11 protein-coding genes are annotated in these 14,260 nt (G+C 53.0%); 7 read left to right on the top strand and 4 right to left on the bottom strand.

Annotation, left to right across the window (positions count from 1 at the left end; translation table 11 throughout):
- The first annotated feature begins 50 nt into the window (after window positions 1-50).
- From ACR9EC_RS12075 to ACR9EC_RS12065, 3 genes are all read left to right on the top strand, one after another.
- Window positions 51-1,847 carry an ABC transporter ATP-binding protein gene (locus ACR9EC_RS12075; protein ID WP_435299460.1) on the top strand — a complete coding sequence of 599 codons (1,797 nt, stop codon included), beginning with the start codon at window positions 51-53 and terminating at the stop codon, window positions 1,845-1,847.
- Window positions 1,847-3,625, top strand: coding sequence for an ABC transporter ATP-binding protein (locus ACR9EC_RS12070; protein ID WP_435299459.1), 1,779 nt, complete (start codon window positions 1,847-1,849; stop codon window positions 3,623-3,625). Before ACR9EC_RS12075 ends, ACR9EC_RS12070 begins: the two co-directional genes overlap by 1 nt.
- A gap of 70 nt (window positions 3,626-3,695) precedes the next feature.
- Window positions 3,696-4,379 (top strand): YceI family protein, encoded by a 684-nt coding sequence (locus tag ACR9EC_RS12065; protein ID WP_435299458.1) that lies wholly within the window; start codon window positions 3,696-3,698, stop codon window positions 4,377-4,379.
- Between the two features lie 19 nt (window positions 4,380-4,398).
- Here ACR9EC_RS12065 and ACR9EC_RS12060 read toward each other — a convergent pair whose 3' ends face one another.
- Entirely contained in the window at window positions 4,399-5,340 is a 942-nt protein-coding gene (locus ACR9EC_RS12060; protein ID WP_435299457.1) for an SURF1 family protein, read from the bottom strand.
- 397 nt (window positions 5,341-5,737) lie between these two features.
- Here ACR9EC_RS12060 and pta point away from each other — a divergent pair, with 397 nt between their 5' ends.
- The 3 genes from pta (at window position 5,738) to ACR9EC_RS12045 (ending at window position 9,634) form a co-directional block, all read left to right on the top strand.
- Window positions 5,738-7,858: a phosphate acetyltransferase gene (gene pta / locus ACR9EC_RS12055; RefSeq protein ID WP_435299456.1), complete on the top strand. Its 2,121-nt coding sequence runs from the start codon at window positions 5,738-5,740 to the stop codon at window positions 7,856-7,858.
- A 24-nt stretch (window positions 7,859-7,882) separates the two neighbouring features.
- Window positions 7,883-9,082 (top strand): acetate/propionate family kinase, encoded by a 1,200-nt coding sequence (locus tag ACR9EC_RS12050; protein ID WP_435299455.1) that lies wholly within the window; start codon window positions 7,883-7,885, stop codon window positions 9,080-9,082.
- A 99-nt stretch (window positions 9,083-9,181) separates the two neighbouring features.
- Window positions 9,182-9,634, top strand: coding sequence for a DUF3995 domain-containing protein (locus ACR9EC_RS12045; RefSeq protein ID WP_435299454.1), 453 nt, complete (start codon window positions 9,182-9,184; stop codon window positions 9,632-9,634).
- 51 nt (window positions 9,635-9,685) lie between these two features.
- On the opposite strand, the gene ACR9EC_RS12040 is transcribed toward ACR9EC_RS12045, so the two are convergent.
- The gene (locus ACR9EC_RS12040) at window positions 9,686-10,813 is read right to left on the bottom strand and encodes a GuaB3 family IMP dehydrogenase-related protein (RefSeq protein ID WP_435299453.1); all 1,128 of its coding nucleotides are present in this window, start codon (window positions 10,811-10,813) and stop codon (window positions 9,686-9,688) included.
- A gap of 102 nt (window positions 10,814-10,915) precedes the next feature.
- Between ACR9EC_RS12040 and ACR9EC_RS12035 the strand changes: the two genes are divergently transcribed.
- Window positions 10,916-11,650: an exonuclease domain-containing protein gene (locus ACR9EC_RS12035; protein WP_435299452.1), complete on the top strand. Its 735-nt coding sequence runs from the start codon at window positions 10,916-10,918 to the stop codon at window positions 11,648-11,650.
- 19 nt (window positions 11,651-11,669) lie between these two features.
- Here the strand turns inward: ACR9EC_RS12035 and ACR9EC_RS12030 are convergent, their stop codons facing one another.
- Both ACR9EC_RS12030 and guaB read right to left on the bottom strand, forming a co-directional pair.
- Complete coding sequence (locus ACR9EC_RS12030) at window positions 11,670-12,704, bottom strand: pseudouridine synthase (protein WP_435299451.1); 1,035 nt, start codon at window positions 12,702-12,704, stop codon at window positions 11,670-11,672.
- Between the two features lie 2 nt (window positions 12,705-12,706).
- The gene (gene guaB / locus ACR9EC_RS12025) at window positions 12,707-14,227 is read right to left on the bottom strand and encodes an IMP dehydrogenase (protein WP_435299450.1); all 1,521 of its coding nucleotides are present in this window, start codon (window positions 14,225-14,227) and stop codon (window positions 12,707-12,709) included.
- Window positions 14,228-14,260: the final 33 nt, after the last annotated feature.

Here is a 14,260-nt window from a genome sequence, read left to right as displayed (position 1 = left end):
ACACGGTGCATAAAAAGACTTAACTATTGTCGCACCCTCACTCTAGGGTAGTGAACGTGTGGAAAATACCTGTAGTAACACCAAATGACAAGGTGCTTGCGTCACCTCTTCGATATGTCATGTGGCTTGCATCGAAGCAAGCCGGCGTACTCTTTTTTGCTATCTTGCTTGGCATCATTGCTTTCGTTGCCCAAGCTACGACTCCTTTCGCAATTGGTCGTGCACTCGACTCTGGGCTTGAGAACGGGCTGACGAAAGACGTTCTCATGTGGGCTGGCGTTTTGTTGGCTGCTGGTGTTGTACAAGTGTCTGCTGCAGCACTCGGCCACAGGTTTGATGTGCTGTCGTGGGTGCGTGCTGCACTCACGACGTCGCGACTCATTTCAGATACGGTGAGCACACGTGGTGATGCGATCCGCGAGGAACTTCCAACTGGTGAAGTTGTTTCGTCGGTGACCTCTGACGCTCACCGTTTAGGTGACCTGTATTTTCAGACTGCGCGTTTTATGGGCAGTCTTGCGACATACGTTGTGGTCGGTGTTTTCATGCTGAACACTTCGGTCAAGCTTGGGCTCATTATTGCTTTAGGTTTGCCCACAGTGGCAGTCATTTTAGGTTTCTTGATTAAGCCACTGCAGAAAAGGCAGGAACACCAGCGTGAAGTGACTGGACGATTAACTTCGCTCGGTTCGGACACTGTTACTGGCCTGCGCATCTTGCGTGGTATCGGTGGCGAAGCCGTCTTTACGCAACGTTATAAAGAGCAGTCGCAGAAAGTACGTGACGCTGGTGTCTCTGTAGCTAACATGCAAGCCAACATGGACGGTTTGCAGGTTCTTTTGCCTGGGATTTTCGTTGCTGTTGTTATGTGGGTTGGTGCTCAGGCTGCGGTTGCTGGCGAGATCACCGCTGGCCAGCTCGTCACCTTTTACGGATATGCAGCGTTCCTAACATGGCCCATGTATAACCTCATTCAGATGGTGCAAATCGCTACTCGCGCGAAGGTGGGTGTTATCCGAGTCTTGAAGGTTCTTTCCGTCAAGAACCACACACCAGACACGGGCAGCATTACTCCTGTTGCTTCTGGTGGCTCACTTATCGACGAGGTTTCTGGTACCACTTTAGAAAACGGCCGGTATGTGGCGCTTGTAGCTGCTGACCCTGACGTGTCTGCTCTTATCGCTACCCGTATGGCTCGTTTCAACGATGCAGCAGAATCAGACACTCGCGTTACATACAACGGGATTTTGCTGAAGGACTATGTGAAAGATGATCTTCGTCGTTCGATTGTGTTGGCGGAATCAACTCCACATATTTTTGCTGGAACGTTGCGCGCGGGGTTGGACACTCGAGGTGGAACTGACGACAGCACCATCTTGAATGCGTTGCATGTTGCAGACGCGCACGATGTGCTTGAGTCGTTGCCGCACGGTTTGGACTCTGAACTTCCTGAAAAGGGTCGTTCCTTGTCGGGTGGGCAGCGCCAACGTGTCGCTCTCGCACGAGCCCTACTCACTGAGGCAGAACACTTAATCTTGATTGAGCCTACGAGCGCTGTCGATGCGCACACTGAAGCTCGCATCGGTGCGCAACTGCGTCAGTACAGGGCTGGTAAATCGACTCTGGTTGTTACGGCAAGCCCACTCGTTTTGGAACACATGGATGCCATTGAAGTGCTCGATAACGACGGAAAAGTTATAGGCACGGGAACACACAGTGAGCTCATGTCTGACATGTCTACGGTAGGGCGCACGTATCGCGCAATCGTTGCCCGTGAAGTCGGCGACGAAGATACCGACGCACGCGAACTACACACTTTAGGAACAGAACAGGAGGTGTCACACTGATGATTGTTATTGATGATCAAGACACCACCACAGAATCGCAAGATTCTCGTCTGCCCATCGCTGATGGCCCAACGGTGCGCGCATATTCTGCAAACCTCATCAAGAAGTACAAGAAATCACTTCTGTATGTTGTCTTGCTGCACGGCTTTGCTGCTGTCGCAGCACTTGCCGGCCCCATAGCTATTGGGCGCATTGTTGACGCTGTTGTTAAAGGCACGACACCAAGCTATGTGAACACTGCTGTTCTTATTGTTGTTGCAGCGGTCATTGTGCAAGCGGTTATTACTCGTTTTGCACGACGCTTGTCTATGACTTTGGGCGAAACAGTTTTTGCGCAGCTGCGTGAAGATTTCATCGATACTGCAACGAACCTACCGTTATCGGTTGTGGAGCGTTCCGGTACGGGTGACCTTGTGAGTCGCACGACTCACGACATCAACCGTGTGCAACACACTGTCCGGTTTGGTGTGCCGCAAATTCTGGTTTCGACAGCCACAGTTATCATCACGCTGATTGCTGCTGTTGTGACATCACCTACGATCTCAATTGCGGTGTTCGCTGGGTTGCCGCTGCTCTATTTTGTAGGTCGCTGGTATTTGCCTCGTGCACCTAAGGCGTACATCAAAGAATCTGCTGCTTACACGCAGATGTATGCTGACATCACTGAGTCCGTTGAAGGTGCTAAAACCATTGAGGCGCTTTCGCTTTCTCGTAAACGTCAAGACATTGTGGAACGTGGCATCACTCAGTCTTTAGGTGCCGAGAAACGGACCTTGAACCTGCGAACTGTTCTTATTCCAGGCATGGACTTGTCGTTCGCTATTGCGCCGATCCTCGTCCTGCTGTGGGGTGCTTTCATGGTTGCGCAAGGTCACGCCAGTGTTGGTGCGCTTACCACTGTGCTATTGTACACCACGCAAATGGTTGGCCCTATTTGGGACCTTGTCTTTTGGCTTGATGAATCACAAGTAGCTGCAACGTCTATGGCACGCATCATCGGTGTGGGGCATGTTGAAGCGGACCGTGAAGCTAAGGATGGAACGCCAGAGCACGACGCAATTGTTGGGGAAAACATTGAATATGCTTACCGTGAAGGCCATAACGTGCTGCACGGGATCGATATTGAACTCAACGTTGGTGAGCGGCTTGCTGTTGTTGGACCGTCAGGTGCAGGAAAGTCAACGTTAGGGCGCATGCTTGCAGGTATTCACCCTCCAACTGGTGGAACAGTGCATGTTGGCAACATGCCACTCATTGATCTGCCGTTGGAAGACCTGCGTTCCCATGTTGCACTCGTGACACAAGAGCACCACGTGTTTGTGGGAACCCTAGCCCAAAACTTGCTTCTTGCCGCACCTGAAGCACCCACCGAAAAGCTCGAACGGGCACTCAATGCGGTTGGGGCTCTTGAATGGGCACAGAAACTACCTGAAGGTTTAGAAACCGAGGTTGGTTCTGGTGGTCACACACTCACTCCAGCACAAGCACAACAAATCGCGTTGGCGCGTTTGGTTCTCCTTGACCCTCATACGCTCATCCTTGATGAAGCGACGAGCCTGCTTGATCCGCGTGCCGCTCGCAATCTTGAGCAGTCCTTAAACGCAGTGCTTGAAGGACGAACAGTGGTTGCGATTGCGCACCGGCTGCACACGGCACATGATGCAGATCGGGTTGCTGTGGTTACGGCAGGTCGGATCAGCGAGATTGGTTCTCACGATGATCTTGTTGCCGCGGATGGCGAATATGCTGCGCTTTGGCATAGTTGGCAGCAAAAATAATCACCCATGAGAGGGAGCAGGAAACAGGCGTTTCCTGCTCCCTCTCAGGTTTATTTGTCATGGTGTAAGAATGACTCGGACCACAAAAATTGTTGTCGTTGTTTTAGCGCTTGTACTCACTGTCGTGGTAGCAATTGCTGCGTACGTCATTGTGAACAACCGCAATGCACCTGAAGCTCTCCAATTGTCCACACCAACAGCCGCACAATCAGGCGACTTTTCTAGCCAGCAACTTGATGGGGTGTGGACCATAAGTTCCGATTCTGTGGCAGGGTATCGGGTTGATGAAGTATTAACCGGGCAAGATGTAACCGTTGTGGGACGCACCGAAAAGGTATCTGGCGATGTCACTATCGCTGACCAAGTAGTCACTGCAGCATCGATAAGCGTTGATATGGCAAGTGTTGCCACAGACAACTCAAACCGAGACGACGCGTTTAGAGACCTTCTTAAAACACAAGAGTTCGCGTCCACCTCGTTCACGCTTACAGAAGAGTTAAAACTTGAATTTGCTGAAAACATCTCGACCGGTGAAACCCGCGTCTACAACGCTGTTGGCACTCTTGAAGTAGCGGGTGTGCAACAAAAAGTAACAGCAGTTATTGATGCGCGTTTCTCTGAAACCGGCATCGAACTTGTTGGCACTATTCCTGTCACGTTTTCAGATTTCGACATCAAAGCACCGAATTTAGGTTTTGTGACCGTGGAGGATTCGGGCTCTGTCGAGTTCAGTCTTAACCTTGTGCGCAGCTAACCCTTGGCTGCTTGTCTTGTCAGGTGTGTTGGTCGACTCTGTCGAACGGGTTTACTGGGGTTGTTTCATTCATGCGCTTGGCATCGTCGCGAACAAGCCGTAGCCACAACGCGGCGGCGAAACCACCAAACACCCACCACTGTAACGCGTAGAACAGGTTTTGCATGTTCACGCCGTCGCCGCCTTCAATAGTTGGGCGCGGCAACATCACGAGCCCTTCTGGCGTCGGTTCGCTGGACTGCGCTAACACAAGGTATCCGCCATACATAGGACCGCCCCACACATTTGCGAGATATGCCGAGCTAATCGAGTTGATGTGTCCGGCTGGCAGGTCGCTGCTCATGGTTGACTCGGAGGCTTGGAGCCATCCGGTAAGTTGTGTGGGCTCCGTTGAAGCCTGAAGTTTCTCGCGCCACTCATCCGTAAGCGCGCCTGACTGATCAACCGCATCTGCTGGAATCCAGCCTCGTGCCACCGGAAGACGTGGATTACCAGAAAGGTCCGCCCACGAACTGCCCTGTGAACCATCATCGATCACGGTCAGTGAGTCAAGCACCAAAAAGCCCTCTTCCCCACCGACGCTACGCCCGTCAACAAGTAACTGCTGCTCTGGATTAAATGTGCCTATCACTTGGACACGTTTTCCGACCAACCGCCCTGCAAAAGTGGTTTGCGGTTTCAGCACCTCACCTAAGGCGACGGCCGACTCGCTTGCGGCTTCCGCCTGAGCGTGTTCTTCCGCCAAATTGGCACGCTCATAGGCACGTTCAAGCTGCCAAATACCAAGCCGTGCACACCCTGCGGCCGCAATCAAAAACACAACAAGCAAAAAGAGTTTATTGGGGGTAAACGCTGCTTTAAACATCCGTTTACTTAACGACGAAGAACCAGAATCATTGCTGTGGTTCTCTCGCGTATCGTCTGGCGCGCTGGTTTGGCGGTTGGTGGTGTCCTGCTGCACAAAACCAGCCTACCTGTCTTCTCCAAAGGGCTGTATAGCGCTTATTGAGTCGTATCTCACGAGAGGTAATTGGACACGTTTTTTAGCAGCGCAACACATTCAAAATGACGTTATGTCGTGACTTAGTTCACGCAAAAGCCGGCACTTACCGGTTATTTCAGCGCGACCCTAGTCCCTAAGGCCTAGAGAACACGTACAACAAGCAATAAAGAATGAAGTTACGGTCTAGCAAGAGTTGAGGATCACCCCAACATTGACTGCGTGCAGATTTCAAGTACGCAAGTTCGTGACATTATGAAGTCATAGGTGGGACGACGACACCACACCCTGCGCGATCACACCCACCATTGCATCAGCATCACCCGCGCAACACGCACTAAGCCTCGGAGGAACCCCCGTGAGCAGCAAGACTCGAAGCGTCTACCTTTCCTCACCAGAAGGCGAGACCGGAAAATCCACTATCGCACTTGGAGTCCTTGACCTTCTAACGCGTCAAGTCCAAAAAGTTGGAGTATTCCGTCCCGTCACCCGCAACGGAACAAACAACAAAAGTGAAGATGCTTCCGAACGCGACTACGTTCTCGAACTACTCTTGGCGCACGATGGCGTCGATCTCCCGTATGAACAATGCATCGGGGTCACCTACTCTGAGGTTCACGCAAACCCAGACGAAGCCCTCGCAAAAATCATTAACCGCTACCACGAGATGGAAGAACTGTGCGATGCAGTTGTCATCGTTGGTAGTGACTACACGGACGTAGCAAGCCCCACAGAGCTCGCCTTCAACGCACGTATCGCAGCGAACCTCGGCGCTCCTGTCCTCCTCGTGCTCTCCGGATCGGATCGCACTCCTGAAGGCATCCACCAGTTGTACGAAGTCTCAGCGGCCGAGTTACACAACCACCACGCGACGGTACTGGGCACCGTTGTAAACCGGTGCACCCCTGGCTCTGAAACAGCAATTGCTGACGCGTTCAGCACAGCTACAACTCCAGTATGGACTGTTCCAGAAGAGCCGTTCCTCACCGCACCAACCGTTCGCCAAATGATGTCTGCAGTGAATGGCTCCTTGGTCAACGGTGATGAGGCGCTGCTTGGACGTGAAGTCCTTGATGTTCTCGTCGGCGCGATGACCTTCGAACACCTATTAGAAAAACTTGTTGACGGTGCTGTCGTTATCACCCCAGGCGACCGCGTTGATGTCCTCCTTGGATTGCTCGTTGCACAAACTGCAACGTCGTTCCCGAGCCTCGCTGCCATCATTTTGAACGGTGGATTCTACCCACCAGAAAGCGTCTCTCGCCTCCTTGACGACATCAACCCGTCGGTACCCGTCATCCACACCGAACTAGGAACGTTCCGTTCTGCATCTGCGGCAGCAAATGTACGTGGACGCCTCTCCAAGGACGCACAACGTAAAGTCGACACGGCCATGGCCCTGTTCGAGCAGAACATTGACGGCAAAGCACTACTTGATGCCCTTGAAGTTGAACGCCCAGAAGCGGTCACACCACTCATGTTCGAATACGAACTGTTGTCACGTGCACGCGAAGACCGCAAGCACATCGTCTTGCCAGAAGGCACCGACGACCGCATCTTGCGTGCAGCGTCCACACTGCTGCAACGTCAAGTCGCAGACCTCACCATCCTTGGTGATGAGGCAATCATTCGTGCCCGCGCAACCGAGCTTGGCTTGGACATCTCCGAAGCAACAGTTATCGGAACCCACTCTGGTGAACTACACGAAGAGTTTGCAGCCGAATATGCTCGCCTTCGCTCGCACAAGGGCGTCACGATTGATCGTGCCCGCGAAATCGTTTCTTCTGTCTCTTACTTCGGCACCATGATGGTGCAGTTGGGGTATGCAGACGGAATGGTTTCTGGCGCTGCACACACAACCGCACACACGATCCGTCCCGCCTTTGAAGTCATCAAGACCGTACCGAACGTATCAGTGGTGTCTTCTGTCTTCATGATGTGCCTTGAAGACCGTGTACTCGTATACGGTGACTGCGCAGTCAACCCTGACCCAACCGCAGAACAACTCGCTGACATCGCTATTTCTTCAGCAGAAACGGCAGCCCAGTTTGGGGTAGCGCCACGAATCGCAATGTTGTCTTACTCAACAGGTGATTCAGGTGCTGGCGCAGACGTTGACAAGGTCCGCGCCGCAACCGAAATCGTTCGGACTCGTCGCCCCGACCTTGAGGTTGAAGGGCCAATCCAATACGATGCGGCAGTCGATGCCTCTGTTGCTGCGTCGAAACTACCTGACTCTGCTGTTGCAGGACGCGCGACAGTATTCGTCTTCCCAGATTTGAACACCGGAAACAACACCTACAAGGCTGTGCAGCGTTCCGCTGGCGCCATTGCAGTTGGACCGATCTTGCAGGGTCTACGCAAGCCGGTCAACGACCTGTCACGTGGTGCACTTGTTCAAGATATCGTCAACACAGTTGCTATTACCGCGATTCAGGCTCAAGGCCTGAGTGCAACTGCTGCAGACAACGCCAACTAAGAGAAATGTAGAATTGACACTCCTATGAGCGATCACACTGTTTTAGTAATCAACGCAGGTTCATCCACCGTAAAGTATCAACTCATTTCTCCTGAAGACGGCGCTGCTATCGCTTCCGGTATCGTCGAACGCATTGGTGAAGAGACTGGTATCGTCAAGCACAAATATGCGGGCCAAGAACACACCGAAAACCTTCCTATCGAAGACCACGGTGTCGGTTTACGTAAGGTCCTTGACTTGTTCGACGCGCACGGACCAAACCTTGCGACCGCCAATGTTGTGGCTGTCGGTCACCGTGTCGTACAAGGTGGCTCGGTGTTCCCTGCACCAACCGTTATCACAGATGAGGTAGTGGAACAGATTCGTGGTCTTATCCCACTAGCTCCGCTACACAACCCCGGCCATGTTCGAGGCATCGAAGTTGCCCGTGAACTTCTTCCAGATGTTCCACACGTGGCAGTCTTTGACACCTCGTTCTTCCAAACTCTCCCAGCGTCTGCATACACGTATGCGCTTCCTAAAGATGTTGCACAAGAATTCTCGATTCGTCGCTACGGATTCCATGGAACATCGCACCAGTATGTGTCTCGCCTTGCCGCGCACACCATTGGCAAAGACGTAGCAGACACCAATCAGATTGTTTTGCACCTTGGTTCTGGCGCCTCAGTTTCTGCTATCAAGCAGGGTAAAGCGGTAGAGACGTCTATGGGGTTGACCCCTCTTGAGGGTCTCGTCATGGGAACACGCACCGGCGATATTGATCCTGCTATTGTCTTCCACCTTTACCGTGAAGCTGGCATGTCTATCGACGAGATTGACACCATGTTGAACAAGCAGTCAGGTTTGAAGGGGCTTGCTGGGCAAAACGACTTCCGTGAGCTTCTTCGCCTCATCGGTGAAGGGTCAGCAGATGCTCAACTCGCATTTGATGTGTTCCTGCACCGCATCGTGAAGTATGTCGGATCGTACATGGCTGTTCTTGGCGGGCTTCCCGACACCATCACCTTCACAGCTGGCGTTGGCGAGAACACCGCTATTGTTCGTGAAAAGACAGTCAACGCTTTGAGTGGCTTTGGCATTGCGATTGATCCTGAACTAAACAGCGTGCGTTCCGACGAACCACGTATCGTGTCGACTCCAGACTCTACGGTGAAGATCTTGGTTGTTCCAACCAATGAAGAACTAGAGATCTCACGTCAAACGATGTCGCTGATCAGCGAATAAACCTCGTTGAACTAGTGTGGGGTTGTGCCAGCATATTGCTGGTACAACCCCATTGTTGTATCTGAAAAAGTTCAACATGTTTATTACAGGGAGTGCGTGATGCGTAGGCACATAGGAAAAGCTCTTTTGGCGGTTGGCGGCCTTGGTCTCATAGGTTTAGGCGCATTGCATGTCTCGTGGGCGCAGGGAAAAACTTGGCCTGCGAAGACTTCACGCGAACTCTCTGAGCACGTCACTGGCTCCCCAGAGCTCCCCAGCCCACTTGCCTGCATGGTTGTCGCGACACCGCTACTCGCGTCAGGCACGTCGAGCCTCATACAGGCGTCCACAGGCCTGCCAGATAGTGTTAGTGCCCGCGCTGTAAAGGCATTGCCGATGATTGCGGGAGGCGCCTTAACTGCCCGCGGTATCGTTGGCGGAAAAATCGCATGTACCGTTGTGGGTTTGCCTGCACCACAAGACGAATTTATGAGGCTGGATACCGCTATCTATCGTCCCCTGTGCTTAACCCTTGGCCTCAGTACAATTGCTGGGTTAATCCTCACTAAATAAAAACGGGGGTGGTGAAGCATTGCAGCTTCACCACCCCGTTTACGTATGTGTTTAGTTTTCTGACTCGTATGGCGAGACAACAACTTCGATACGTTGGAACTCTTTCAGGTCTGAGTATCCAGTCGTTGCCATAGCGCGCTTCAACGCACCGACAAGGTTGAGTGTTCCATCTGCTTGGCGGCCAGGGCCAAAGAGGATCTCTTCGAGTGTGCCAGCGGTGCCTACTTGGACACGTTCCCCACGAGGAAGCTGTGGGTGGTGTGCTTCTGGACCCCAGTGGAATCCGCCACCTGGGGCTTCTTCAGCGCGCGCTAGAGCAGCACCGATCATGACTGCGTCAGCACCGCATGCGAAGGCTTTGACGAGGTCTCCTGAACGCCCCACACCACCGTCAGCGATGACGTGCACGTAACGGCCACCTGATTCGTCGAGGTAGTCGCGGCGTGCTGCTGCAACATCTGCGACAGCGGTTGCCATAGGAACATGAATACCAAGGGTGGTTCGGGTGGTGTGCGCTGCTCCACCACCGAAGCCGACGAGCACACCAGCTGCACCAGTACGCATCAGGTGTAGTGCAGCAGTGTAAGAAGCCGCGCCACCAACGATCACTGGAACATCGAGTTCGTAAATGAATCGTTTCAGGTTCAGCGGTTCTGCTTGTGAGGAAACGTGCTCAGCAGACACGGTTGTACCGCGGATGACGAAAAGGTCCACGCCCGCGTCAACTACAGTCTTGTAGAACTCTTGAGTGCGTGCCGGTGATAGTGCACCAGCTACGGTAACTCCAGCGTCACGAATTTCTTTAAGGCGTTGGGTGATCAGTTCAGCTTTAATTGGAGCCGAGTAGATCTCCTGCATGCGTGCAGTTGAATGTGCTGGGTCGAGTGTTTCGATTTCGGCAAGCAGCGGGGTTGGGTCTTCGTATCGGGTCCAGAGACCTTCGAGATCGAGGACGCCCAAACCGCCGAACTTTCCGAGTGTAATTGCCGTTTGTGGGCTCATGACAGAGTCCATTGGGGCGGCCATGATCGGTAGGTCAAAGTGGTATGCGTCGATCTGCCAAGTAGTCGAAACATCTTCTGGGTCCCGGGTACGGCGTGATGGAACTACCGCGATGTCGTCGAATGTAAAAGCGCGCCGCCCGCGCTTTCCTCGGCCAATCTCAATCTCATTAGTCACTTAGACAGGTTATCGCGTTTTTCTTCAGTTGTTGGCGTGTGAAAGTCCTAATGTCAGACAAGGCTGTCATGCTGTTGGAGAACAAGAAAGCGGAGGATTTTCGTGGTTGCCAATCAAGCATGGCTAAACGGCCCATTTGTGGGCTTTGATACCGAAACGACCGGCGTCTCAACAGACAATGATCGTATTGTTACTGCGGCAATCGTGGTGAGGACCCCTGAGGAGACCACGATACAAACGTGGTTAATTGATCCCGGTATTCCAATTCCAGTAGAAGCCTCCAATATTCACGGCATCACCACGGAGCACGCGCAAGAGCACGGTCAACAGCCGGTTGAAGCGTTGGAAGAAATCGCTGAGCTTATTTCCGGCTATCTGCGTGGAGGCGCTCCCCTCGTCGCATTTAATGCCACGTTCGATGTCACGATTTTGAATGCTGAACTTACACGCCACGGTTTACCCACCCTTGATGAACGCATCGGACGCCCCACCTCCCCAGTCATCGATCCGCTTGTTTTAGACAGGGCACTCGATCGCTATCGTCGTGGAAAACGCAAACTTGTTGACTTGTGCAGCGTGTATGGGATTCAGGAAACAGGGACTTTACACACGGCAGATGCTGACGTTGTCGCAACTTTAGATGTGCTTGCGCGCATGCTTCAAAAATATCCTGATGTTGCACGGATGGGTCTTCCAGAGTTGCACACCTATCAGGCAACAGCTCACAAGCGGTGGGCGCACAACTTTAACGCGTTCCTTGCCCGGCAAGGCAACACTGACAGAGTTGAGACAACGTGGCTGGCTCATGAAGAGCCAGCCAACGAGACGCTGTTTTAACGAAGCACCTAGGGTGCGGCTACTCCCACGCGCTTAATGTTCGTCGGCTTGTAAAGGTTCGAGTTTCGCCCGTAAACGGGTCATCGAATTCGATAGACCGAGAAAGCAACTGTAGCGGGTGGGCGTAGTCGTCACTTGCCACACTGTAAAACTGTGGATAGTAGTTGTCGTGCAAAATTCCGATGCCCAACGAGGCAAGGTGTATGCGTAGCTGGTGCGTTTTCCCTGTGTGCGGAGTGAGCTTGTACAAGCCCACTCGTTCGTGCCCACAGTGAGTGCTCGGGTCCACTATTTTTGTGTCTAACAGCTCCACGAGTGTTTCCGTGTTTGGTTCACCATCAATCGTCAAAGCACGCATAACACCGGGCTCTTTTTTGATTCGTGAGCGCACAATCGTTGGCAATTCAAGATCATCCCGCACAGGCGCTACAGCCTCATAGGTTTTGCGAATGGTACGTTTTGCAAAGAGCTCATGATAGGGCGCACGCAGTTCTTGACGTTTCGTGAACACAAGCACACCAGCGGTGATACGGTCCAACCTGTGGGCAGGACTCAAATCTGGCATATCAAACTGGCGACGAAGCCTCACCAACGCAGATTCGACAACGTATGCGCCTTTGGGTGTGCTCGATAAGAAGTGTGGTTTATCGGCGACGAGTAGGTCGTCGTCTTCAAAAAGTACGTCGACCTCGTAGGGCACCCGCTTTTCTGGTGCAGGGTCGCGGTAAAAGAAAATAAGCGACCCTGGGCTGTATGCGGCGTCTGGAGCCCAGGGCCGGCCTAGCTCGTCGACGATCTGACCTTGCGCTAATTTCCCAAGCAATTCTGTTGGATCATCAGCGAACCTCCACCGTACATAGTCTTCTAGCAGTGCAAACTGTGGAGCATGTACGAGTTCTTGTACAGGCTTGTCCAATGCTAGTTCGTTTGCTTCTCCCTCAGTGCGCGCACGCGCACCCCGGGGCACTGGTGTCCCGGGGTGCGGCAACTGTATGCGGACGGCGTTTAGGCCGTCACGTACAGGTAGCGGTGAGGGGCGTTTCCGACGCCCCATGCTTAGCGCGTACCGTAGTTTGGTGCTTCGACAGTCATTTGGATGTCGTGCGGGTGCGATTCTTTCAAACCTGCCGCAGTGATGCGCACAAACTTTCCGCGTTCTTTCAACTCTGGGATTGTTCGTGCACCGACATAGAACATGGACTGGTGCAGACCGCCAGTTAGTTGGTAAGCGACTGCCCCTAATGGTCCGCGATAAGGCACTTGGCCTTCGATTCCTTCTGGAACGATCTTGTCGTCGGAAGAGACGTCTGCTTGGAAGTAGCGGTCTTTGGAATAGGATTTCTTGCCACGGGACGCCATCGCCCCTAGCGATCCCATGCCACGGTAGTGCTTAAATTGTTTTCCGTTCACGAAGACGAGGTCGCCTGGGGATTCGTCACAGCCAGCAAGGAGCGAACCGAGCATAACGGATTCGGCTCCTGCTACGAGGGCTTTTGCGATGTCGCCGGAGTACTGCAAACCGCCGTCTGCGATCACTGGAACGTTGAATTCTTTTACTGCACGTGTTGCTTCATATACTGCGGTGACTTGTGGAACACCAACGCCAGCAACCACGCGAGTGGTGCAGATTGAGCCTGGCCCAACACCAACTTTTACTGCGTCGGCGCCAGCTTCCGCGAGTGCACGGGCACCAGCGTACGTAGCAACGTTTCCACCGATTACTTGAACGTCTTTGAAGAACGGGTCGGCTTTCAGCGATGCGATCATTTCTAGCAGCAGACGTGCGTGACCGTTTGCGGTATCTGCGACGAGTACGTCTACACCGGCTTCGGCGAGTGCGCGTGCGCGCTCGAGTGCGTCACCGTAGAAACCGATTGCTGCACCTACGCGGAGGCGACCTTCGTCGTCTTTTGTTGCGGTTGGGTATTGCTGAGATTTTACAAAGTCTTTGACTGTGATGAGGCCTTGGAGTCGGCCTTCGTCGTCCACAAGTGGAAGTTTTTCGATGCGGTTTTTTCCGAGGAGGTGGGCTGCATCTTCACGAGTGATCCCAACGGGGCCGGTGATCAGCGGCATTGGGGTCATGACTTCGTGGACTTTGGTTGTTGCGAAAGCTTCTGGGCGCACAAAACGTAGGTCACGGTTTGTGATGATGCCGAGGAGTTTGTTGGTTTCGTCGACGACGGGCAGGCCTGAGACTCGGTACTGGCCGCACAGGCGATCGAGTTCTTCAATGCTGGCGTGTGGGCCTACTGTTACTGGGTCTGTGATCATTCCTGATTCGGAACGTTTCACGGTGTCAACGTGTTTGGCTTGGTCTTCGATGGAAAGGTTTCGGTGGATGATTCCGATTCCACCCTGACGCGCCATAGCGATAGCCATGCGCGATTCGGTGACGGTGTCCATTGCTGCTGAGATGAGCGGGACACGGATGTTGATGTCTTTGGTTAAACGCGTTGTTGTATCAACTTCGCTCGGGATGACGTCTGTTTCGTTTGGGAGCAGAAGGACATCGTCGTATGTGAGTCCAAGGAATCCGAAGGGGTCATTCGGCTGGGTGGAAAGCGAGTCGTTCATGAACAAATATTACGCCGAAACTGGTGAGTAAAG

Source organism: Timonella sp. A28 (assembly GCF_051200815.1).
In the GTDB taxonomy this organism is placed as follows: domain Bacteria; phylum Actinomycetota; class Actinomycetes; order Actinomycetales; family Cellulomonadaceae; genus Timonella.
Note: the sequence above shows the minus strand (reverse complement) of the source record. Positions and strands in the feature narration are given on the sequence as shown.

What these genes read in the sequence shown, in the direction of transcription:
- ACR9EC_RS12050 (WP_435299455.1), top strand. Translation starts at nt 7,883, where the DNA reads ATGAGCGATCACACTGTTTTAGTAATCAACGCAGGTTCATCCACCGTA.
- ACR9EC_RS12045 (WP_435299454.1), top strand. Translation starts at nt 9,182, where the DNA reads ATGCGTAGGCACATAGGAAAAGCTCTTTTGGCGGTTGGCGGCCTTGGT.
- ACR9EC_RS12065 (WP_435299458.1), top strand. Translation starts at nt 3,696, where the DNA reads ATGACTCGGACCACAAAAATTGTTGTCGTTGTTTTAGCGCTTGTACTC.
- ACR9EC_RS12070 (WP_435299459.1), top strand. Translation starts at nt 1,847, where the DNA reads ATGATTGTTATTGATGATCAAGACACCACCACAGAATCGCAAGATTCT.
- guaB (WP_435299450.1), bottom strand. Translation starts at nt 14,227, where the DNA reads ATGAACGACTCGCTTTCCACCCAGCCGAATGACCCCTTCGGATTCCTT.
- ACR9EC_RS12030 (WP_435299451.1), bottom strand. Translation starts at nt 12,704, where the DNA reads ATGGGGCGTCGGAAACGCCCCTCACCGCTACCTGTACGTGACGGCCTA.